We start from the raw sequence: 23,231 nt of genomic DNA, 5'->3' as shown, positions 1-23,231 counted from the left end.
CTATTGAGTAATAGTACCGGGAGTTCCGAAATAACCATCACCGTTCAGGTAAGGCGCATCGGCTGATAAGTGATAGTGATAGATACCATCAGGATAATCTGCAGTAGCACCGCTATGTCCATGATAGCTATCCAGGTCGCTGCTGGTAAGTGTCTTACCGTTTTCTTCAGGTCCGTATACAGGGAAGCCATCTGCCAGGAAACCCATCAGCGCATCCTTGCCTTTCGCCGCAGTGAGGTATAAAGGCTCTACATGATAGTGATAACCGCCCATCTGCTGCGGGTGTCCATTATACTGGTCAAAACTGTTGATCTCGCCGGTAAGCGGAGAACCACCTGCTGCATACTGATTATAAAACGGCACGCCATTCAAAGACACACCTATCGGCCCCAGGGGAGTTGCAGGTTTATTAGTTGACTCCTTCGGATTCATGGGTATGCGGAAAGTAATTTTTGCCTCGCTGATACGGTTGGGGTTCAGATTGAATTGGGGGTTTGTGCCATTGTACGCTTCATACATAGTACTTTCCCACTGTGTACTTAGGTAATACGGTGATTTATGATCGGGCAGCCCATTCACTTTTATCACTACATAATCACCATCAACATATATATCAGTAGCACCGTATATCTTTTTATAAATATCCGGTACGCCATCGCTCACTACAGGATTGTTAGTACCGGGTGTGCTGGTAGAAGTAGAACTTGTTGTTGGTTCTACAGATGCATCGCTTGCTTTTTTGCAGGCTGTAAAAGAAATACTTGCAGTCGCTATGATAGCCAATGCTAATAATGAGATGTTCCTGTTCATGACAAAATGTTTTTAAAATGATCCTTACCGCTTAAGACGCACACTTATTTCAAAATCCTTCGGGTAATAAAAAAGGAATGCAGCATCGGCATTCCTTTAACAATATTATGACAAATGTACATTAACGGCGAGGAGGTGGTGGCGGCCCCTGCCCCCGCCGGCCCGGCCCGGTTATCCTTCCGCCTATATCTTCTACAAGGTCGTTGAATAATTCTTTTTGTTCAGGACTAAGTATAGAACGTATATCATGAAAATGCTGTATAGTTATTAAATGCTTGGCTGCTTCATTCTGTTCTATCACATTCAACAGGCTATCTCTTGCTACCGTGTCCATCTGGTCTTGTTTCACCAGGGCAAACAAACTACGTTGCGCATCTTTTATATGCCTTTGTACAGAATCGGTACTGCGCCTGTGCATGTGTTTGAATTTCAGGAACTGCTGCTGTTGCTCATCGTCCAGTTTCAGCTCATGTATAATGATATTGTCCGGGCTATCAGGTGGAGGTGGAGGCAAATGCCGCTCTCCCCTGCTCTGCCACAAAAAAGCCAGGGTGCCGATATTCAGCAACAGTAAAACAATAATAACCAGTGTGTAAAAATTCTCCCTTTTCATAGGCTAAAAATTTATCCCGTTATCGTTCAATCCATAGTAATCCACTAATGTTTCTACCTGTGACACCTGATTTTTTTGTTTGCGCTTAGCAGTATTGCGCAGCATATATACATTTAGTACTACCAATAACACAATACTGGCCGCCGCAAGACTGACCGTTCGTAAAGGAACTGTACGTGCATAAGCAACAGTGCCCGACACTTTTTGTTCTATTTTACGGAACAAAGTATCAGGAGGTGTAGCCCGGTTGATGCCTGTCGCACTCTCCATAGCCTCATCTATCCAGATATCTTTCGGTGTTTTTGCCATTTTCGTAAGTTTAGACGTAATATTTTACTATAATCCTTCGTTCTTATCATAAATATCCCCCAATCTCTTCCTCAGATTGGCTTTTGCACGCTGTATCAGCGATTCTATGCCTTTTTCTGACATATCTAATATCTCTGCCACTTCTTTCTGCGACAGTCCCTCTACCTGCTTCAATATAAACGCTGATTGTTGATTTTCAGGCAGTTGCTTTATAGCACCAAACAGTTTTGCGGCTTTCTCCTTGTTCTCGAACAAAACACCGGGATGTTTGAAATCGGGCGGGTCGTGCATCAACTCTCCACTGTCTTTATTAAATATGCTGGTGACAAAAGCAAACCTTTTCTGCCTGCTGTTGTGCCTTATGCGGTCGATGCATTTGTTTACAGCAATACGGTATATCCAGGTAGACACTGCGGCTGTGCCCTTAAAATTAGCAGCATTCTTATGCACCTCTATGAATACATCCTGTGTAGCCTCTTCTGCATCAGATGAGTTCTGAAGGTGTAACAGGCAGGTATTGTACACGCGCGCCTTGAACAGTTCATACAACTGCCTGAAAGCGGCGCTATCGCCATTACTTACCATGAATAACAACTCTTCGGGCTGCATATTTATCGCAAACAAGATATAAAAATGTAACCGATTGAGATAAGTTTAACATTTAACATAAAGGGTAAACAGTCTCTAAATCGTTATATTCACTATAAGAAACGCACTAATGTTAAAATATCTTTTATCGGTTACCCTATGTTTTTTCGTGACACAGTCAGTCACGGCGCAATATGCGGCAGTTATCAGGTTGTCTGACGAACGTACGGAATACACACCCAAAAACTACTACATACAAGATGTAAAAGACTACAGGCAGTCGCAGGATGGCATCGGGCGCATAAATGAAGGCAGTATTGACCTGGAAAGTGGATTGGTAAAGGCCCTGGTTGATTTCTTACCGGCAAAGGCTAATACTAACAATGCCCTGCCTGTCATCATGCGTATCAACAGGTTCCAGGTAACAGAAAAAACGGCCGGGAGTAAAAGGCAGTTTGAACTGGCACTGGGTATTGCTTACTACTCCGGCAACTCGAAACTGGTAGAGTATAATGGCAGCAGTTTTGCACAATCAGGAGGAGAAGCTGACAGCTATATAGCAAAAATGATACGCGAGAACATGACCAATAACCTGAAACAGTTTGACGACTGGATGGCTAAAAACAAACAGACCATTGCCGCACAACCAGAAGTAAATGTGGCCGTACATTTTGCACGAACTTCAGACAATCCCGACCAGATAGCATACAGCAAGAGCAGAAAATTAGTTATACCCGACTTTGAAGGAGCACCGGATAATAACATTGTTGGGGCAGCAGCCACGTTAAGCGGCATTGGTATGAATTATCAATCATCTACCCTACGCAACAAAACCAATGTTAATGTTACACTGTCTGTTTACTTCACTAAAAGCAGATCGTGGATGAAAGACGGTGGAAAGAATACATCCACACTCATTCACGAACAAAGGCATTTTGACATTACAGCCATCAAAGCCTGCCTGCTAAAAAAATGGATAGAGGAAACAACATTCACGCCCGAACATTATAAACAACAACTAAAAGACCTGCTGGACAAAGCCCAGGACGAAGGCGCCGATATGCAGAACACCTATGATGACGAAACGGAACACGGCACAATAACCGGCCAGCAGGAAGCATGGAACAAAAAGATCGACGAACTGCTGAGCCAACAGAACTGCTACTGATATAATTACCCCAGTGATTGACATACTACGATATCTCCCCCCCCACAAACTTGCCAAAATCTCATTATCTTACATTAAAACGCAGCAATAATATGGCAGGCATCAGCAAAGACACGATGAAGTTTTTAAAAGACCTGAAAGCGAATAACAACCGCGAATGGTTTACAGAAAACAAAGGCAGGTACGAAGCTGCCAAAGCCGACTTCGAGGTTTTCATCACAGACCTGGTAAAGAACATCGCAAAATTCGATCCTTCTGTGGCAGATGTCAACCCTAAAAAAGCCATATTCAGGATATACAGGGATGTGCGTTTCGGTAAAGACAAATCGCCTTATAAGATCAACCTTGGCGCACACCTGTCCGCAAGCCCTACGCAGGTGCACGACCGGGCAGGCTATTATATACAGATACAACCGGGCAACAGCTTTCTTGCGGGTGGTGCCTACTTACCTCCCGGCCCATGGGTAAATAAAATTCGCCAGGAGATAGATTACAACACAAAAGAGTTCAAGAAGATCATCAATGGCGCCGCTTTCAAAAAACATTTCGGAGGCATATCAGGCGAGCAATTAAAAACGGCCCCCAAAGGCTATCCTAAAGACCACCCCGAGTTGGAATTATTGAAGTACAAAAGCTTCCTCGCGGTAAGTAACTGCGACGACAAACTGGTACAGTCAGATGCATTCCTGAAACACAGCACGGATGTATTTAAGGCGCTGAAACCTTTTGATGATTTCCTGAACAGGGCAGCGGATTAATTTTGCTTCTCCCGCTTCGCCTTAAACTCAGAACCGTCTTTCCATTGCGGCCATTCACGGCTGTACGCCAGTCGCTTACCAACATTGAACAGCAGGCGCAGGTCGTCCAGCCCTCCTTCAAAGGTCCATGTACTATCGTATTCATCAGATGGCTGGTGGTAATGTTTTGTTGTGTATTCATCGCGCAGGCGCTTACCTTCTTCTACTCCACCAACTACATCATCCATACCACCGCCTGCATTCAATGCTGGTACACCTTTCAGTGCAAAATTGAAATGATCGGAACGGAAATACCCACCAGCTTCCGGCCTTGATTCCGGTGCAAGATACCTGCCCTGCTCTTTGGCGGCAGCCACAAAATAATCTTCCAGGTCCGACTGGCCCTGCCCTGTTATGCTCACGTCTTTACGTTTACCATATGCATTAATGCCGTCCATGTTAATTTCAGCCACTGTCTTATCCAACGGGTATATAGGATGTTCTGAATAATATTTTGAACCCAGCAAGCCTTGTTCTTCAGCCGTTACTGACAAGAAGATAATACTCCTTTCTGGAGGAGTACCAAGGCTTTTAAACGCACGCGCCATCTCCAGCAATGCAGCACTTCCGCTGGCATTGTCTATCGCTCCGTTATATATAGTATCACCTTCGCTATCCGGCTTACCAACACCTAAATGATCCCAGTGTGCGGTGTACACGATATACTCATCAGGGTATTTAGTACCGGTAATTCTCGCTATGACATTCTTCGAAATATTATACTCTGTAGACACTTTAACTCCCGTCGACATTTTTACACCAAGCGGTACCGCCCTGAATCCGGGCTTATCAGCCTGAGCCAACAGCGTTGTGTCTTTACCCGCAGCAGCCAACAAACGTTTGGCAGCGTCACCTGTCAACCAGCCTATCAGGTCGCAATGTTCCTGTTCGCTGCCTCTCGTATCCAGGTACATGTTCGACTTACCCCATGAGTTCTGCACAACACTGTAAGGATAAGATGCCGCCTCTGTATTGTGTATAATAAAACAGGCCTTTGCTCCCTGCCGTGCTGCCTCTTCATACTTATAGGTCCACCTGCCGTAGTAGGTCATGGTGCGGCCTTTAAAGATAGTAGTATCTCCCGCATTGAAACCGGGGTCGTTCACCAGCACCAGTACTATCTTTCCTTTCACGTCTATACCTTCATAATCGTTCCAATTATGCTCGGGCGCCACTACCCCATAGCCTGCAAATACCACCTCATCATTATCCAGCGATAAGACTGAATCTGTTCGCTCAGTAGCTATCACATAATCCTCTATATTATTCAACACCACATTCCCCTTAGCGCCTGATAGTTTCATAACAGGGTCTGCATCTACGGTTATATCTACCAACGGGACTGCCTGTATATAGCTCTCACCATTCCCCGGCACCGTTCCTATCTTGTCAAACTGCGAACGCATGTACCTGACCGTCTTCTCCTCGCCTTCACTAAAAGGCCTGCGCCCCATGTATTCATCTGATGACAGCACTTCTATATGCTTCTTTAAGCTATCACTATTGAATGTATCTGTAGTTGTATTTTGCTTGCATGAGCACACCCCCAACAAAACCATACCCGGCAGAATGTATTTGAACATAGAATGTTTTTTAGCCTCAAAAGATACAGATATTATCCCTCAATCTTTAAACAGGGCATTACTGCTTCATTTATTATTGCTAAATTGTTGTATGATACACCAGGCATTAACCACGATAGCAAACGCGCTCAATGCTCACCTCAAAAGCAACTTAGGCCATAACGAAGATATTGTGGCCTTATCTGCACTAAAAAGTCCGGACGGTAGCCGTGACAATCATTCTGTCAACAAAGTAGCAATCACACTGGTTAATACAGCATTTGATGCAGCCATGCGCAACCTGGGATATAGAACACAGGGACTGGGGAATACAGTACAATCACCACCAATGGCATTAAACATTTCAATGCTGGTCACATCGTCTTTCAACGATTATCATGAATCACTCAGGTTTCATGATGAGGTAGTAGCATATTTCTATCAGCATCCTGTACACGAACAGGTCTCAGACAAGATAAGTAAATTGACTATTGAGCCTTTGATGCTGAGCTACGAAGATAACAGGAATATATGGCAGGCTTTAGGATGCAGCTATATGCCTTCATCGGTTTATATGGTGCGTATCATTGCAGCATAAATGAGTACTACCATTTGAATAAACGGCCACCCAAAGGGCGGCCGTTTATATAATAATCATTATTACCAATTCACTCCTCCCTTCAGGGAGGCCGGGAGGGTTACAGATGTATCGCCTCACCAAGTGCAACTTCAATAGCATCTTTCACCGCTTCGCTCATGGTCGGGTGCGGGAAGATAGTATCCAGTTGCTCGTGGTATGTAGTTTCCAGTTTGCGGCTGGCTACGGTCTGAGCGATGATCTCAGTTACGTTGGCACCTATCATGTGTGTACCTAACCACTCACCGTATTTAGCATCAAAGATCACTTTTACGAAACCTTCAGGAGCACCGGCAGCACTTGCCTTACCGGATGCTGAGAACGGGAACTTACCTACTTTGATCTCATAGCCTGCATCTTTGGCTTGTTTTTCTGTCATACCTACAGAGGCAATTTCAGGAGAACAATAAGTACAGCCCGGTACGTTGTTATAATCTAATACTTCAGGTACGTGGCCGAACTTACCTTCTTTCTGAGCGATAGCCTCAACGCAAATCACGGCTTCTTTCATAGCCACGTGCGCCAGTGCCTGTCCGGGAACAATATCGCCGATAGCATAGATACCCGCAACGTTTGTATTATAATAACCATCAACGGTTACTTTACCTTTTTCTGTTTTGATACCCAGGTCTTCCAGGCCAATGTTCTCAATATTGGCAGAAACACCAACTGCGCTCAGTACCACATCAGCTTCCAGCACTTCTTCACCTTTAGCGGTCTTAACGGTAGCTTTTACTTTCTTACCGCTGATGTCCACTTTCTCAACAGAAGATTCCAGCATGATCTCCATACCTTTTTTCCTGTATTGCTTGAAGAGTTCTTTAGATACATCTTCATCCTCAACCGGAACGATACGTGGCATGAACTCAACGATGGTCACCTTAGTACCAATGCTGTTGTAGTAATAAGCAAACTCAACACCAATAGCTCCTGAACCTACTACGATCATAGTTTCAGGCTGTGTAGGCAAGCTCATAGCCTCGCGGTAGCCAATTACTTTTTTACCATCTATCGGCAGGTTAGGCAGTTCGCGCGCGCGGCCACCGGTAGCCAGTATAATGTGTTTGGCCTGGTAAGCGGTCATTTTGCCGTCTGTACCGGTCACTTCTACTTCTTTCTTCTTATTCAGCTTGCCCTGTCCCATCAGCACGTCTATCTTGTTCTTCTTCATCAGGAACTGGATACCCTTGCTCATTTTATCAGCAACACCGCGGCTACGTTTGATCATAGCATTGAAATCTGCTTTAGACTCACCTACAGTGATACCATAATCTTGCGCATGGCTGATGTATTCAAATACCTGTGCCGATTTCAATAATGCTTTTGTGGGTATACAACCCCAGTTAAGACAAATTCCACCCAGGCTCTCACGTTCTACTATAGCTGTCTTAAAACCTAATTGTGATGCACGGATAGCCGCCACATATCCACCGGGGCCACTACCTACTACGATTACATCATATGCCATAAACAGGAAATAATTTTATTAAAAAATAATTGTTTGATCAGAGGTCACAAAAGTAGCCAATTTATCGGATAGATTATAGTATAGAAAACAGGCTAATATCTTATATATAAATGGCTATAAAAAAGGGGACTATAGCTATCTATAGTCCCCTTTACTTAATACTATTAAAACAATTGCTTAGTTCCTGGTTATCTTATTTTTCTGCCTGGCCCCTACACTGTATATCACCAAATGCAACAGCGCGAAAAATATTGAGAAATAATACAATGCTTTAGAACTGCCTTCACCGGTAGTACCCTCACTACGGTCGTACAGGAAAGCCACTATCAGCAGTACCACAACCATAGCCATACCTGTGTATGCCACCGTTTTAAAGCTCTTGTTCGAGAAACCTTCCTTATTCATATGGCTGTGCCTCATACCGTAGAACAGGTACAGGTCGAAACCTACCATCATCCATGCCACAAGGCGTATCCACGTATCCAATGGCAGGAATACCATCATGAACAGGCAGGTAAGCACACCCAATATAGGCACCAATGGCACCAGTGGTGTTTTAAACACCCTCGGAGCATCCGGCTGGTTGCGACGCAGTACGATCACTCCGATACATACCAGTATGAATGCGAACAATGTTCCGATACTGGTCATCTCACCCACCACATTGGCAGGTACAAATGCCGCAAAAACACTTACCAGCAACATGAACATAAAGTTGTTCCTGGCAGGCGTCCTGAACTTTTTATGTACTTCTGAGAATACTTTAGGTACCAGGCCGTCTCGGCTCATAGAGAAGAATACACGCGACTGCCCCATCAGCATCACCAGTATCACCGATGCGTAACCGCCAAGAATGGCTATAATAATGGCTTTATTCATCCATGGAAAATCCGGTACTATCGTGCCGTCAGGTCCGGGATGCCCCATATTGTCAATAGCAATAGCTACGGGTGCTATACCATCCACACCGCCGAACAGCTTATAGTTGGCTACACCGGTCATTACGTGTGCAAATAGTATATATAGTATTGTACATATCAGCAGTGACAACAATATGCCTATCGGCATGTCGCGCCCCGGGTTCTTGGCTTCCTGCGCGGCTGTAGATACAGCATCAAAACCGATATAGGCAAAGAACACAATGGCTGCCGAACGGATGATACCACTGAAACCAAATTCGCCGAAATTGCCTGTATTCTCAGGTATGTAAGGAGTCAGGTTGGCGGGGTTGATGTATTGCCAGCCTAATGCGATGAATATCAAAACGATAGACACCTTTATCATAACAATAATTCCGTTCACAAATGAGGACTCTTTAGTACCTCTCATCAGTATCAGTGACATCAGCATCACGATAAAGACCGCCGGGATATTCATGATCCCCCCTTCTGACGGGGAGGTAGTAAATGAATGATCCAGGTGAATACCAAAATCCCCCAACAGCTTCTGCAGGTAGCGCGACCAGCTGATGGATACAGTTGCCGCACCAACAGCATATTCCAACACCAGGTCCCAACCTATGATCCAGGCAATGAATTCGCCCATGGTAGCAAAAGAATAGGTGTAAGCACTACCCGCAATGGGTATCATTGACGAGAACTCCGCATAACACAAGCCCGCAAATGCGCAACCTACTGCTGCAATAACGAAAGAGATAGTGATACTCGGTCCCGCATGGTGTGCCGCGGCTAAACCTGTAATGGAAAAAAGTCCGGCACCTATAATAGCCCCTATACCCAGGGCTACTAATGAGCGTGCGGACAATGTCTTTTTAAGCCCTTTGTCCGAGTCTTCTGCTTCACTGAGCAGCAAACTAAGGGGCTTTGTTTTGAATAAACCCATATATGAGAGATGATATAAGCAACCAAGCTAAAAATAAATTGTGGTTTCTACAAATCAGCCCTTAATTCCTAATAAAATGTTATTGAATTGAAAATCTTCCGGCTGCACTTCAGGGAAAGTAAAAATTGGTGTAGGTTTGGCGAATGTCTCGTACTGTATCATTTATTTTATTATTTATCGGGTTTTCTCTGCTGGGCAATAAAGCCATAGCACAACCCCCGGTGCTGCCTGATATCATTGCTGCGTCAGACAAAGGCGTTAATGTCATCAGTTGGACATGTCAGTACGACGGCATCAAATCGATTGCTGTACAGCGCTCTTCCGATAGTGTATTCAATTATATAACCATTGGTTACGTAAAAGACCTGAAAAAAGGCCAGCAGGCATTTATAGACGGGCACCCTCAGGCAGGCGATAACTGGTACAGGCTATACATCGGTTTCAGCTCCGACTTGACATGGTACAGTAACAATATCAAGGTATTTATTGATAGCGCTACCCTGCTGAACAAAAGTGTTATTCCACCTAACGATTCATTGCAAAAGTATGCCGCTAATGTGCAGATAGCCCCCCAGGACGTTATTGCATCCAGCCTGGAGCCAATGGCTCCTCCGACACCTGTCACAAACAATACCAATAATAACACTGCTAATAATAACGGCTATAATAACACAAGGCCGATGACTGCCAGGAGTAACAACTATAGTAATAATACCAACACAGCTCCTGCACCTAAACCTACCCCGAAACTCAACCTGAACATCCCGAGTAATGATGATGTGGGACAATATACCTATATCAAATCAAGGCATGTTTTTACCAACCCCTTCACCGGGCACGTGACACTGGAACTGCCCGAAGACGACAGGAAGATATATGCAATTCAGTTCTTCAAGCAGGGAGATGAGTCTAACCCTGTGCTGGATATACCCAGGCTGCGCAAAACAAAGGTGATCATCGACAAGCGCAATTTCCAGAGCAAGGGCGTTTATAAATTCATTTTAAAAGAGGGATCGGACAAGCTGGAAGAAGGCTACATTTCCATTTTCTAAATATCCCCGGTTTCATGTTCCTGCACCATACGGGCCCACTCCGGTCCCAATTGCAGTTTTTTGCCCACGTATAGTTGCATCATATTCACTATCTCCTCGGCATTCCAGGAGTAAACCCCTTTGCCAAAACGTACAGGGAAACCTCCATAATTGAAATACATATTTCCCTCGGTATGCAATTTGTGTATCAGCTTCTCCTGTGTTTCAAACCCAAAATAATCGTAACACTTACCTATCAGCGGATGATCGGTCTTCTGCTCCTGCCCTACATAGTGCAACGGCCCCATATACTCCCACTCAAAACTGCGGGCTTTATAAGAGAAGGGTGTACGGGTGATTATCTCCAGCATATCAGGCCTCAGTAGAAGCTTCTCGGTAAAGAACAGTCTTGAAAAAAGCCGGTACGATGCCAGCAGGTACAACAACGAAGCCCCGAGTGCTTCTAAAACATTCACAAGCTCGCCGGACAAAGGGAACGCCCTTAATAAGAATATAGTCGCCCAACCGGCTGTAAGAAAAAACTCCGCCCAAAACAAAACCTGTATCCTTGTCTCTGTTCTGTTACCAAGAGAGATGAGCAGGCTGTTATCGCCCCAGTGATATGATATTTTGTTCCTTTCAGGCACGTTGAAACATATAACGGGACAATAAATTTAAGTTATTTATGCAAATGAAAGCGCTGTTTCATTGATTATTTCAGATTCAAATACCATAGCAAACTCTTTTTTCAACAACTCTTTAACTTCCTGTTCATCTATTTCCCGGCCCAGCTCTTTCTGTATAGATGTTACCCCCTTATCGTCAATACCACAGGCAACAATATTCTCAAAATAGCTCATATTGCTGTTCACATTCAAGGCAAAGCCATGTATGGTCACCCACCTGCTGGCACGTACACCCATGGCGCATATTTTACGTACTTGTGGCGTTCCCACATCTATCCACACACCCGTTGAGCCATCCAGCCGCTCTCCATTTATACCGTAATGAGCTACTGTATTGATAATTACCTGCTCCAGGCTGCGCATATACAGGCCCAGGTCTGTAAAAAACTGCTCCAGGTCCAGCACAGGATAGCCTACTATCTGCCCCGGACCATGGTATGTAATATCCCCGCCACGATTGGTCTTGTAGAATACCGCCCCCATTTCCTCCAGTTGAGCGTCGTTCACCAGCAGGTTCTCCATATGTCCGCTCTTACCCAATGTATACACATGCGGATGCTCACAAAACAGCAGGTAATTGTCTATCTGCACTTCCGGTGTGCCGGGCTCTGTAATACGCCTCGATTTTTCAGCAACCGCCACTTTCAGCATCTGCTCCTGCAAGTCCCAGGCTTTACCGTATTCTATATTGCCCAGGTCATGGAAATGTATCTTTCGCATAATATTTATTAACTCTGTGCAAAATTACGGAATATCCCCCTAAGCCTAACGCTATACGCCACAAGCGATTAGCGTTTTTTTAACAGCAAATACTTTACATTTGTTTCAATAGTAAATTAATCATTAGATTATGTTGAGATTCATGAGGAACAAGATTCTGATACCAACGTTGATCGTGGCCGTACTTGCAGCTTTTTTTTCGTTCAAGTACAGCTCGAAAGACACTGATGCCGAGAAGAAGAGTAAACTGATAGTAGAAACCGTATATAAAGCACTACAGGACGGTCACTACTCACCCAAAGAAGTAGACGATTCGTTCTCCAGTATGGCCTACCACAAGCTGCTGGAAAGAATGGATTATGATAAAAGGTTCTTTACACAAAAGGACATCGACGTACTTTCAAAATACGAATTCAAAATAGACGACGAAATAAAGTCAGGCTCCATAGAATTCTTTAATAAGTTCACAGACCTCTACGATAAGAGTATCCGCGAAACTGAAAAATACTATCCTGAGTTGCTGGAAAAGCCTTTTGATTTTACAAAAGAGGAAACCTATGTAAGTGCTGAAGACGATGCGCCGTACCCTGCCAATGACAAAGCTCGTAAAGAGCGTTGGCGCCTGTTTCTGAAGTACAGGGCACTGGCACAATATGTCGACCTGAAAAAAGCCCAGGACAAACGCGTTGAAGATAAGGACACTACCCTCAAAGAAGTAAAAACAGACGCCGCACTGGAAGCTGAGGCCAGGGACAAAGTGCAGAAAAGCATGGAATACTATTTTAAACGTGTCAACAAACTGGACGACAACCAACGTTTTGCCATTTATATGAACACGATCACCAATACCTACGACCCGCATACTGATTACTTTCCACCTGATGACAAAAAGAAGTTTGACGAAATGATGTCAGGCTCATTCTTTGGTATTGGCGCCAGGCTACAGGACAAAGAAGGCAAGATCACGGTTACATCAATAATAGCAGGCAGCCCATGCTGGAAACAGGGCGACCTGGATGCCGGTGACGAGATAATGAAAGTAGCACAAGGCAGCGAGGAGCCGGTAGACATTCAGGGCTATGAGATAGATGATGCTGTAAAATTGATACGCGGCCCTAAAGGCACCGAAGTACAGCTGACCGTTAAAAAAGTGAACGGCGCAACGATGGTCATACCTATCATACGTGGCGAGGTACAGATAGAAGAAACCTTTGCACGTTCTGCAGTTATTGAATCGGGCAAAGGAAAAATAGGCTATATATACCTGCCCGAGTTTTATGCCGATTTCAATGGTACCAGCGGAAGACGCTGCTCCGAAGATGTTGCGCTGGAGGTAATGAAACTGAAAAATGCCAAAGTAGACGGTATTATACTTGACCTTCGCTACAACGGTGGTGGCTCGCTCAACGACGTGGTGAACATGGGAGGGCTTTTCATTGACGAAGGCCCTATCGTCCAGGTAAGAAGCAGCCATTCCTCACCGGCCATGCTCGAAGACAGGCAGCCGGGTACTTTGTATGATGGGCCTATGGCGATCATGATCAACCAGGGTAGTGCTTCAGCTTCCGAAATTATGGCGGCTGCCATGCAGGATTATAAACGTGCTGTGATAGTGGGCTCACGCAGCTTTGGTAAGGGTACAGTGCAGAAAGTCATTTCTCTGGACGAATATCTGAAGTTCAGCGATAAGATAGCCGCACGCTCAAGTGATGAACCGCTGGGAGCATTGAAACTGACCATTCAGAAATTCTACCGCATCAATGGTGGCTCTACTCAGTTGAAAGGCGTTACACCGGATATAGAATTGCCGGACCCTTATACCCACCTGGATGTAGGTGAACGTAAGGATGAAGCTGCACTGAAATGGGATGAGATACCTGCAGCGAAATACAACACAGTATCAGACCCTGTAAATGTCAGCAAACTGGCCGCACTCAGCAAAGAACGTGTCAGCCACAACGAGACATTTGCATTGATCGAACAGAATGCAGAACGCATCAAGAAACAGGAAAATGATAAAACATATTCGCTGAATGAGAAAAAGTTCAGGGAAGAAATGAAAGAAGCGAATGAGACAGCCGAAAGAATGAAAGAACTTGAGGAAAAAGCTACTAAACTCACAGTGGTTAATCCGAAAGAAGACATGGCTAAGGTAAATATGGACAGTAGTACTATAGCCAAAAATGAAGAATGGTTGAAAACACTGCAAAAAGACGTTTACATAGCTGAAACAGTAAATATCATTAACGACATGGCGCACATGGATATGAATGTAAACATGGGCATGAGCGCTAAATAACAGAATTATTAATATTCTTATGAGCACGTCCTGCGAATAGAGCAGGACGTTTTTTTATAGGTCTGGCCTAATAAATCCATGCTTTAGTATAAATTTGCGCCATATTTGAAACAACTGCTTTATATATCGTTTTTGCTGGTTTTGTGCCCCGCCGTCGCTAAAGCTCAGAAATTCACTCCTGTTGACAGCCTGCGCTCAACACCTGCTGATATGGACACGAGCACCGCCATCAAACAGGATGCAATTACCGTGCGTAGTGATACAGTCATAAAAGTGGCAGCTGATACCGTAAAAAAGAAAAAAGTATTCGAGCCCAATGCAAAGAAAGCAGGTATGTACTCTGCTATATTACCCGGACTCGGGCAAGCTTATAACAGGCAATACTGGAAGGTACCGCTGGTATATGCCATACTGGGCGGAGCGGGCTACTTTATCGGTTATAACTATACTAAATACAGGGACTACAGGCAGGCTTACATATATTCTATAGACGGAGACCCGGGTACCTACAACGACCTGACGCAGTTTTATGATGCTACACAATTACAACGCCTGCAAAACAATTATAAAAAAGACCTGGACATTATTGTATTGCTCACATCAGTTGGCTATGCACTACAGATAATGGATGCAGTAGCTTCTGCCCACCTGAAGAATTTCGATATATCCAGGGATATTTCCATGAAGGTGAAACCCGTATTACAACAGAACTATGTAGGTATGGGACTGGTGATGAACTTTAAGTAGTTCCCTCAATATTTATCCCCATACTTTTTTTTACGTGATCACGGATTAATTTTGCAGCATGCACCAGAGTTATCAGAGCAGGCCGAAAGATGACAATTATCTGCACAAGGGATTAAGAAAACAACTACTGACTACGCTCAGGGAGAAAGGGATAAAAGATGAGAAAGTGCTTGCTGCTATAGATGCTATTCCACGTCACTTCTTCCTCGACCAGGCTTTTGAACGTATAGCATATGAGGACCGGGCATTCCCTATCTCTGCAAATCAAACCATTTCTCAACCCTATACAGTAGCCTACCAGACAGAACTGTTGCAGATAAAAAAATTTGATAAGGTACTGGAGATCGGAACCGGCAGCGCTTACCAGGCTTGTGTACTCGCAGAACTGGGCGCCATGGTGTACAGCATAGAAAGACAGAAAGAACTATACGACTTCGTTGCTAAATTTTTCTTCATAAAGAAATACCCCAACCTGAAACGCTTTTATGGTGATGGCTACGAAGGCCTGCCCAGTTATGCACCTTTCGATAAAATAATTATTACGGCCGCTGCGCCTTACATCCCTGAAAAACTGCTGGAACAACTGAAACCGGGTGGCAGAATGGTAGCCCCGGTAGGTGACGACAATGGCCAGAAAATGCTGTTGATACTCAAAGATAAAGATGGCAACATCACACAGCAGGAAATGGGAGACTTCTCATTTGTCCCCATGTTGCAGGGTAAGAACAATAAGTAAGGTTAACCGCTACCTCTTTTACCCAGTTCTATAACTTCACAGTTACTCATCCTGTCTCCGTCTATGGCCAGGCGAACTATGGTGCGTACTTTATGCCAGCCATGATTACCCGCAGCACCGGGATTTATGTGCAGGCATTTCAGTTGAGCGTCATTCATAACTTTGAGTATATGCGAATGACCGGATATAAATAGTTTTGGCGGGTTTGTCTTCATCTCTTCCCTGACAGAAGGCGCATATTTCCCGGGATAACCTCCTATATGTATCATTAACACTTCCACCCCTTCGCAATACCAACGCAGCTTCTCGGGAAATTCAGCCCTTATCATATGACCATCAATATTGCCATACACTCCTTTCAGTGGCTTAAATGCCTGCAACTGCCCTATCACTTCAGTATTGCCAAAATCACCTGCATGCCATATCTCATCACAGTCTTTGAAATATTTGAATACAGCCTCATCTAAATATCCATGCGTATCTGATATGATACCTATCCTTGTCATACACACTAAAACTACTAAGATAATATGACAGGTCTCATTGTTTCATATCAATAAGCTATTTATTCTTGTTGCATTGTGCAGACTTAACTAACATGCTTACATTTGCCCACAGGGAAGTTATCGGATACATGAAACGATTTACTATAGTCATATTATCATTACTGCTGCTAACCGCCTGCGACGAAGACAATAACGATCGCAGCCAACAGGCTGTGCTCAACAGGATGGAAGACGACTACCTGAAACAGATAGAGCAATTGGGCATTACAGACCTGTATACAGAAACAAAATGGCGGCTATATTGCAACCATTGCGATGTGCCCGTAAAGAATTGCAGTGGTGTGGAAATGAAAGGACTCACTTATGGTATGCTCGACCTGAAAGTTTTCTTCCTGAAATATGAGGATGGGGTGGGTAAACTGGCTTATACCTTCTTGTTTCACGATTCACTCCAGTGTTCGCTGGCCGATGTACAGGGAAATAAGATACATGGTATTGGTTTTGAGAAAAACGGAACAGAACCACTGTTTTACATCAGTTCAGGAGAAACGGAACAGATCAGTGCCCATTGTGACACTATGGAAGATCTGTCTGACTGCCCTACAAGAATGATCAACCCGGACCAGCCTGTGGTACGGAAATTCCTCGAAGCTAACCGTCCTAAACTTAATCCATGGTTCCACATGGAAGCGGTAAAACGCGGGTTCCTTGATTAAAGAACAGGTATAGGCCTGTTGGTAATAATATACACCATCTTGACAGATAACACATGTAGCTGTGTTTTACTGTGGGCATTTCGCTCTATATAATAGATAGTATCCGTTATCTCTTTTACCATACTGTTGATGGTCTCATAAGACACTTTCATTGCTGCTATCTTTCGCACAAAATCGGCTTCTGCAGGCGGTAATGCAGGTGGCTGCCCCGGCAAATACCTGACTCTGATAGCCTGCTCCAGTAGTTGTATGATATAATGCAGAAAATTTTTCTGTTGTTCACGCCCGGCCTTGCTCCACTGCTCTGCAAACTTTGTAATTGCGACCCCGTTGTTGGTGAACAATGCATTGAACCAGTTGCGCACTTCGGGGAACAAGTCATTCTCTGCATGTTGCAACAATCTCAATGCTTCAGCATAACTGCCATTAGCCATATGCCCTATCTGCAACGCACGGGCTTCATCTGCAAGGTTTCTGCGCTGTAATACCGTAGCAATATCAGCAGCGGAAACAGGTGCTAGTCTCACTACCTGTGTACGTGACAGTATAGTTCCCAGTATATCTTCCATGTTTTCCGCCACCAGTACCAGGTAAGTATCAGCAGGTGGTTCTTCTATCAGTTTCAGCAGGATGTTACCTTCTTTACCTAAATACTCAGGCCGCCAGATGATCTGCACTTTTGCCCCACCCTCGTATGAACGTAGGTTGAGCGTATCAATGATCTCGCGGCATTCTTCTGCCGTAATATTACCTTGTTTATTCTCTGCACTGATGAATTGCAGCCAATCATATGTACTGCTGAAAGGTGTCTGTTTCACAAACTCCCTGAAGTCAGCCATATAGTATTTACTCATGGCCTTAGTACCCGGCTTGGGCGATACCGTTGGGAAAGCCATATGCAGGTCAGCATGTTCCAACCTTTGTACCTTACTGCAAGAGCTGCACTCGCCGCAGGCGTCATTTTCCTGTTTGTTCTCGCAAAAAATATACCTGGCCAGAGCCAAAGCCATTGGCAGCCCGCCGGTTCCTTCATTGCCGGTAAGCAACAAAGCATGAGGAAAATGGTTGTTACGCCACATACCTGTCAATCCGTCTTTTGCCGCCTTCTGCCCGGGAATATCTGAAAATAACATAGCTCTCTGCAAATGTAAAAAATGACGGCTGATATAGCCACTCGCCCGGGAATTATCTTTCCGTACATCCACTACCACATCCAACGGATTTTTTTGGCGGATATTTTTTTATTTCATACATTTGATATCATATTGATATCACATTAAAATAATCAATTAAAACAATATATATGGAAAAAGTAATTAAGCCGCTGAATGGTTATTTAGTTTTGTTAGTGTCGTTAGCTCTTATGGCACTGTCAATTTTCGGGTTCATGAGTATGTTCATAAACCCTATGTATGCATGGATCGCATTCCCAGCCCTCATCGTAACATTCCTGTTATGGAAAGGCCTCATCATCGTGCAGCCCAACCACTTGCGTGTACTCAACCTGTTTGGTAAATACATTGGTACGGTAAAGGCAAACGGAATGTTCTTTATCAACCCCTTCTACACCACTGTTAAGCTCACTCAACGTGCGCAGAACTTTGCCACACCAACTATTAAGGTGAATGACAAAATGGGTAACCCCATAGAAATAGGCGCGGTTGTGGTTTGGCAAATAACAGACTCATACAAAGCTGCGTATGATGTAACTGACTATATGAGCTACGTAAAAACGCAAAGTGAAGCTGCTATACGTATCCTGGCAGGTGCATACTCCTACGATAACATCGAAGATGAGAATGCGAAAATAACCCTGCGCGATGGTGGGGAGCAGGTAAATATGATGCTGGAAAAGGAACTGACAGACCGCCTGGCAACAGCCGGCATCACGATCCGTGAAGCGCGTATCAGCCACCTGGCCTATGCACAGGAAATAGCAGGCGCAATGCTGCAACGCCAACAGGCAACAGCTATAGTGGCGGCACGATACAAAATAGTAGAAGGTGCAGTAGGCATGGTAGAAATGGCGTTGGAAGAGCTGGGCAAAAAAGACATTGTAGCACTGGATGATGAGAAGAAAGCAGCCATGGTGAGCAATCTTATGGTAGTTTTGTGTGGCGAAAAGAATGCACAACCCGTGCTGAATACAGGAACACTTTATCAATAGAACACAAAAATGTAGCTGGTTTTGAGTGCTAAGAAAAGCTTTGTTTTAAGAATAGACGAGGAAACTTACAAGGCCCTGGAAAAGTGGTCAGCAGATGAGTTTCGCAGCGTGAACGGACAAATTGAGTGGCTGATAGATAAAGCCCTTAAGGAGGCCGGACGCAAAAAGAACTCATCTGCCAAACCTGCTAAACCCAAAGATTAAATCACTGCTGCAAAACAAACTCCACCACTCCTGCTTCGTGTCCGTTCACTATCACAGATACTTTATGCAGGCCCGGGTAATATACCCTTGTAGTAATAGGTTTAAAGCTCTGCTTTCGTGTTACAACCTGTTCTGCTCCCGGCTGGTACTCTCGTTCACTTATCTTGAATACTTTTTTTGAATGGGTACCATTGGCACGCAGATAGTGCATACCATATTCCAGCCTGATGAGTTTGGGCTCTTTACTTTTATTAGTTACTGCAAATGAAAAAACAAGCTCTTTACCCATTTTCACCTTTGGGGTCTCAACAGTTATATCTTTTACTACCACCTGCTTATCCTTCTTAAAGCCGAACAGGGCCATAACTTCAGGGTTACCCGCTTTCAGCAATGTCCTGGCCGCATGTTTCACTATCCAGTCAGTATGCTTGTTCTTTCTCAACCACTTTTCGAAAATACTGATAGCAAGCTCAGGGTGGTCTTTACTGATGTCATTCAGGTTATTGGCTACAGTTTTCTTCACCCACACATCGCTATCCTCTTTCAGGTTCTCAAGTATGGGTAATATCGGAGACGGATCTTTTTTGAACTCGGGTAATGCCATGGCCCATGGCAGGCGTGGTCTGCAACCCTCACTTGACAACCTGCGTACCCTGGCATCTTTATGCTTCGACCATGCAAGCATCTGCTTCATCATCCTGTCACCGTACTTCACAATAAACGGACGCACGGCAAACTCGCAACTCATAAACACTGTGACCTTCTCCATAGCCCGTACCGACTCCTTATAATGCCCCAGCCCATACACCTCTATATATTCCGGCAGACTGATATACCCAAAGCTGACCGACTTTATTTTTTGTGTCTGCAGGTGGCTTACAGTGCGTTCTATCACTTGCACAGCATCGGGAAAGTGTTTGGGTAACAATTGATGCAACACAAGCACAATATGCCGCGTACGTTGTTTCAACTCTTTACCATGCCAGTCTTTGTCGAACACTTTACGTTCAAAGGCCTTCTTATCAAAACCGGGCATACTTTCACTCAATGCATCTGCAAACTCGTGTATAAATGCAGGTTTAAAGAACACATCTTTGAACGCGGTACTCTCTTCAGTCATTCTTTAGTTCTTAACGGGTTTATTATGTTCTCTCATCTGCGTTACGCGTTGCTCAAAATCCACTTTCTCAGCCAAAGGGTTTACCAGCGGACCGAAATAATCCATAAGCTCTTTTGAATGCTCATCTCGCTTCTGGGTAGCAAGATTAAAATGCACGAACCGAGACCATAGTAGCGATTTCAATTGTGTTTTCTTCTTATCCCACATGGTCATCTCAACTAGTATGTCTGTACTACTCAGTTCCAGTATCGTCGACTGTATCACTACCTGCTCCATGAGCATGGCAGGCTTCAGGTAGGCTATCTGGTTCTGCCCTACCACCCAGCTTTTGCCATGCTGTCTACCATATGCATAAATATTCAATTGGTAATGCTCCCATAAGTGGTCCTCACGTGCATTGATGAAATAATCGATGTAACGCGAATTGTTTAAGTGATTGAACGGATCGCAATCGGGGAAACGGATGAGTACGGTACTTTCCGGCACTTTTACTAATTCCATAGCATAATATTTTTAAGACAGTCAAATATAGGCAATAGTTACCTCCCGGCTTCGGCCTGTTCCGCTACGGTCTGCTCAAATTGCTGAAACTTATTATCCAGGTCTTTGGTTAGTCTTTTCTTCACCTCTGGCTCTTCTATAAAACTATATTCAATACTGTTATACACATACTGCTTTATCTCTGCGTAGCTGATGTCCGGGTATCGCTCTGCCAATAACACAAACTGGTGAACGAGGTTGCTCCTCAGCACACCTGCATCATCCGTACATATCACTATCGGTACGCCGTATTGCCTGTACAGGCTTATAGGATGCGCGCTGCCTTTTACGCCCAGGATAAACTCGTTGCTGTACAGGCTGATCTCTATGGCTATCTTCTGCCTGCTCATTTCTTTCAGCAGGTCGTAGCTGTTTTGTTCATAGGCAATGTCTACACCATGGCCTATCCTGTCTGCTCCCGCTATCCGTACTGCATTATTAATGTGCCAGGTCAGTTCTTCAGGCTGCACCAACCCCAGCCTCAGCTCTCCTGCATGCATGGCATAACGCACATTCGGGTATTTCTCATGGCAATACCTGTACATCATCATATGCAACCAATAGTCGCGCATAGACACTTCATTATGCTCCGGTGCCACAATATTCACACCTACTATCAACGGGCTATTATCTGCCGATTCAAATGCTGCCAACAGGTCGCGGAACACTGTTACCGGGTCAAATATCCTCAATACATAGTTCTGGTACCTGAGTGTAAAGTCATCATCATCCATTTTCAACCTGTTATGTCTCTTAGTAACACTGTCTATATTAAAGGCAGTAGCACAGGCTGTGATATTCTTTGCTGTAAATATCCGGTCCAGTTGCTTCAGTAGCTTTTCTGTCCATGCTACGTCTCCTTTCTTTTGCACATTCAGCAATTGGTTGTTATAAGCCTGCACGTCGCTCATATCTACACCACAGGGTATCATCAGGAACATGGTCTCTATATAATTCAGGTTTTCCCGTTTGGCGCGTTGTTTCAATTCCAGCAGCCCCTCATCAGTACACTGTGCGGCCACCGGTGCAAAACCACCAAAGGTCTCGAAGAACTGTTCGTATGATGGCTTACTCACTCCGTTATACCCTTCTACCGACCACTTACGCATGAGTGCATTTTTATAGTCAGACAGTTTACCTTGTTGTTGCAGTTCAGCGCAACGGATCCAGTCGCTACCACCCTGCGGTGCGGCGGATACTTCAAGCGTGTTCCTGTTGATATAATAATCTTCGCTGACCACTTTATTGATGTAGGTCTCTGTATATATCGACCCTACAAAGTGATTGTGCAGGTCGCCACCTTTGGGCATAGCGCTGAAAAAAGCGGTCAGTGCCGCTTCATTATCCCTGATGCTTTCCAGGTAGCCCGCAGTTTTGCCTGTAACGTTTTGTGCATGGGCAATACTACCCGCAGTGCACAAAAGCGCCAGTATCAAATATCTCATCGATAGCTGTTATTTTCCTTGTTTTTTATATAGTCCGGTGATCATTCCTTCTGCAAGTATATGGCCTTTCATCGCTTTTTCAAGGTCTGCCTTACCTGCATTGGCTTTCAGTTTCAGTTTGGCATCCAGCGCATACACCCTGATATTGTAATGATGGGTACCTGACGGCGGGCACATGCCGATGTATCCTTTTTTCTGCGCACCGTTCAATCCCTGTTCTGCATCTTCAAAATCGCCGGGTATATAACTCTTGGTACTCATATTCCACACCACCCAGTGTGTAAAACCACCCGTTATCGGTGCGTCCGGGTCATGCATGATCACGGCAAGCGTTCGGGCTTTGTGAGGAATGCCGTGCACCTCAAGCGAAGGACTGGTATTATTCCCCTCGCAGGAATACTTCATCGGCATAAGTTCGTTGTCCTGGAAATCCTTGCTGGTCACTTCCAGCTTGTCCTGCGCTATCATCTGTAGTGATAATGCGCACATCATTGTAATGAGTAGAGAACGCATAAGCCCC

The 23,231-nt window shown here is 44.6% G+C and carries 25 protein-coding genes; 10 read left to right on the top strand and 15 right to left on the bottom strand.

Translation table 11 applies throughout. The features are described 5' to 3' along the window. The 4 genes from H6550_07385 to H6550_07370 all read right to left on the bottom strand — a co-directional run bounded on the left by H6550_07385 (window position 1) and on the right by H6550_07370 (window position 2,341). Window positions 1–810, bottom strand: coding sequence for a YHYH protein (locus H6550_07385; protein ID MCB9045946.1), 810 nt, complete (start codon window positions 808–810; stop codon window positions 1–3). A gap of 121 nt (window positions 811–931) precedes the next feature. Further along, window positions 932–1,423, bottom strand: a complete 492-nt coding sequence (locus H6550_07380) for a periplasmic heavy metal sensor (GenBank protein ID MCB9045945.1) — start codon at window positions 1,421–1,423, stop codon at window positions 932–934. Window positions 1,424–1,426: 3 nt separating this feature from the next. Continuing rightward, entirely contained in the window at window positions 1,427–1,732 is a 306-nt protein-coding gene (locus H6550_07375) for a hypothetical protein (GenBank protein ID MCB9045944.1), read from the bottom strand. 27 nt (window positions 1,733–1,759) lie between these two features. Then, on the bottom strand, window positions 1,760–2,341 hold the full coding sequence (locus tag H6550_07370; GenBank protein MCB9045943.1) for an RNA polymerase sigma factor: 582 nt from the start codon (window positions 2,339–2,341) through the stop codon (window positions 1,760–1,762). Between the two features lie 148 nt (window positions 2,342–2,489). Here H6550_07370 and H6550_07365 point away from each other — a divergent pair, with 148 nt between their 5' ends. Together H6550_07365 and H6550_07360 are read left to right on the top strand one after the other, a co-directional pair. After that, window positions 2,490–3,488, top strand: coding sequence for a hypothetical protein (locus tag H6550_07365; GenBank protein MCB9045942.1), 999 nt, complete (start codon window positions 2,490–2,492; stop codon window positions 3,486–3,488). A gap of 92 nt (window positions 3,489–3,580) precedes the next feature. Then, window positions 3,581–4,246 (top strand): DUF2461 domain-containing protein, encoded by a 666-nt coding sequence (locus tag H6550_07360; protein MCB9045941.1) that lies wholly within the window; start codon window positions 3,581–3,583, stop codon window positions 4,244–4,246. On the opposite strand, the gene H6550_07355 is transcribed toward H6550_07360, so the two are convergent. Continuing rightward, window positions 4,243–5,868, bottom strand: a complete 1,626-nt coding sequence (locus tag H6550_07355; protein MCB9045940.1) for a M28 family peptidase — start codon at window positions 5,866–5,868, stop codon at window positions 4,243–4,245. The genes H6550_07360 and H6550_07355 overlap by 4 nt on opposite strands. Before the next feature lie 91 nt (window positions 5,869–5,959). On the opposite strand from H6550_07355, the gene H6550_07350 reads away from it, so the two are divergent. Beyond that, window positions 5,960–6,445, top strand: a complete 486-nt coding sequence (locus tag H6550_07350) for a DUF4255 domain-containing protein (GenBank protein ID MCB9045939.1) — start codon at window positions 5,960–5,962, stop codon at window positions 6,443–6,445. A gap of 100 nt (window positions 6,446–6,545) precedes the next feature. On the opposite strand, the gene lpdA is transcribed toward H6550_07350, so the two are convergent. Together lpdA and H6550_07340 are read right to left on the bottom strand one after the other, a co-directional pair. Next, window positions 6,546–7,952, bottom strand: a complete 1,407-nt coding sequence (gene lpdA, locus H6550_07345) for a dihydrolipoyl dehydrogenase (GenBank protein ID MCB9045938.1) — start codon at window positions 7,950–7,952, stop codon at window positions 6,546–6,548. 177 nt (window positions 7,953–8,129) lie between these two features. Continuing rightward, window positions 8,130–9,794, bottom strand: a complete 1,665-nt coding sequence (locus H6550_07340) for an amino acid permease (GenBank protein MCB9045937.1) — start codon at window positions 9,792–9,794, stop codon at window positions 8,130–8,132. A gap of 143 nt (window positions 9,795–9,937) precedes the next feature. On the opposite strand from H6550_07340, the gene H6550_07335 reads away from it, so the two are divergent. Then, entirely contained in the window at window positions 9,938–10,846 is a 909-nt protein-coding gene (locus tag H6550_07335; protein ID MCB9045936.1) for a hypothetical protein, read from the top strand. On the opposite strand, the gene H6550_07330 is transcribed toward H6550_07335, so the two are convergent. Both H6550_07330 and lipB read right to left on the bottom strand, forming a co-directional pair. Then, window positions 10,843–11,472, bottom strand: a complete 630-nt coding sequence (locus H6550_07330; GenBank protein MCB9045935.1) for a hypothetical protein — start codon at window positions 11,470–11,472, stop codon at window positions 10,843–10,845. The two genes, H6550_07335 and H6550_07330, sit on opposite strands and share 4 nt — an antisense overlap. A 36-nt stretch (window positions 11,473–11,508) precedes the next feature. Further along, window positions 11,509–12,234 (bottom strand): lipoyl(octanoyl) transferase LipB, encoded by a 726-nt coding sequence (gene lipB / locus H6550_07325; protein MCB9045934.1) that lies wholly within the window; start codon window positions 12,232–12,234, stop codon window positions 11,509–11,511. A gap of 139 nt (window positions 12,235–12,373) precedes the next feature. Here lipB and H6550_07320 point away from each other — a divergent pair, with 139 nt between their 5' ends. From H6550_07320 to H6550_07310, 3 genes are all read left to right on the top strand, one after another. Continuing rightward, window positions 12,374–14,530, top strand: coding sequence for a carboxy terminal-processing peptidase (locus H6550_07320; protein ID MCB9045933.1), 2,157 nt, complete (start codon window positions 12,374–12,376; stop codon window positions 14,528–14,530). A 105-nt stretch (window positions 14,531–14,635) separates the two neighbouring features. Beyond that, on the top strand, window positions 14,636–15,277 hold the full coding sequence (locus H6550_07315) for a hypothetical protein (protein MCB9045932.1): 642 nt from the start codon (window positions 14,636–14,638) through the stop codon (window positions 15,275–15,277). 58 nt (window positions 15,278–15,335) lie between these two features. Further along, window positions 15,336–16,013: a protein-L-isoaspartate(D-aspartate) O-methyltransferase gene (locus tag H6550_07310; protein MCB9045931.1), complete on the top strand. Its 678-nt coding sequence runs from the start codon at window positions 15,336–15,338 to the stop codon at window positions 16,011–16,013. A gap of 2 nt (window positions 16,014–16,015) precedes the next feature. On the opposite strand, the gene H6550_07305 is transcribed toward H6550_07310, so the two are convergent. After that, on the bottom strand, window positions 16,016–16,519 hold the full coding sequence (locus tag H6550_07305) for a metallophosphoesterase family protein (GenBank protein MCB9045930.1): 504 nt from the start codon (window positions 16,517–16,519) through the stop codon (window positions 16,016–16,018). Window positions 16,520–16,647: 128 nt separating this feature from the next. Here H6550_07305 and H6550_07300 point away from each other — a divergent pair, with 128 nt between their 5' ends. Continuing rightward, window positions 16,648–17,235, top strand: coding sequence for a hypothetical protein (locus H6550_07300; GenBank protein ID MCB9045929.1), 588 nt, complete (start codon window positions 16,648–16,650; stop codon window positions 17,233–17,235). Here the strand turns inward: H6550_07300 and H6550_07295 are convergent. Continuing rightward, window positions 17,232–18,368, bottom strand: coding sequence for a hypothetical protein (locus tag H6550_07295; GenBank protein MCB9045928.1), 1,137 nt, complete (start codon window positions 18,366–18,368; stop codon window positions 17,232–17,234). The genes H6550_07300 and H6550_07295 overlap by 4 nt on opposite strands. A 170-nt stretch (window positions 18,369–18,538) precedes the next feature. On the opposite strand from H6550_07295, the gene H6550_07290 reads away from it, so the two are divergent. Then, the gene (locus H6550_07290) at window positions 18,539–19,402 is read left to right on the top strand and encodes an SPFH domain-containing protein (protein ID MCB9045927.1); all 864 of its coding nucleotides are present in this window, start codon (window positions 18,539–18,541) and stop codon (window positions 19,400–19,402) included. 21 nt (window positions 19,403–19,423) lie between these two features. Then, window positions 19,424–19,606 (top strand): Arc family DNA binding domain-containing protein, encoded by a 183-nt coding sequence (locus tag H6550_07285; protein ID MCB9045926.1) that lies wholly within the window; start codon window positions 19,424–19,426, stop codon window positions 19,604–19,606. Between the two features lies 1 nt (window position 19,607). Here the strand turns inward: H6550_07285 and H6550_07280 are convergent, their stop codons facing one another. Genes H6550_07280 through H6550_07265 form a run of 4 tightly spaced genes read right to left on the bottom strand, consistent with a single transcriptional unit; the run spans window position 19,608 to window position 23,224 of the window. Next, a complete protein-coding gene (locus H6550_07280; protein MCB9045925.1) occupies window positions 19,608–20,726 on the bottom strand; it encodes a DNA alkylation repair protein in 1,119 nt (372 codons plus the stop codon). A gap of 3 nt (window positions 20,727–20,729) precedes the next feature. Next, a complete protein-coding gene (locus H6550_07275) occupies window positions 20,730–21,227 on the bottom strand; it encodes an acyl-CoA thioesterase (GenBank protein MCB9045924.1) in 498 nt (165 codons plus the stop codon). A gap of 38 nt (window positions 21,228–21,265) precedes the next feature. Continuing rightward, on the bottom strand, window positions 21,266–22,711 hold the full coding sequence (locus H6550_07270) for an adenosine deaminase (GenBank protein ID MCB9045923.1): 1,446 nt from the start codon (window positions 22,709–22,711) through the stop codon (window positions 21,266–21,268). 9 nt (window positions 22,712–22,720) lie between these two features. Next, a complete protein-coding gene (locus H6550_07265) occupies window positions 22,721–23,224 on the bottom strand; it encodes a YbhB/YbcL family Raf kinase inhibitor-like protein (protein MCB9045922.1) in 504 nt (167 codons plus the stop codon). Between the last annotated feature and the right edge of the window lie 7 nt (window positions 23,225–23,231).

Source organism: Chitinophagales bacterium, assembly GCA_020636495.1.
GTDB lineage: Bacteria > Bacteroidota > Bacteroidia > Chitinophagales > Chitinophagaceae > UBA5543.
The sequence above is the reverse complement of the archived record's forward strand: the minus strand, read 5'-3'. Positions and strand labels throughout refer to the sequence as shown.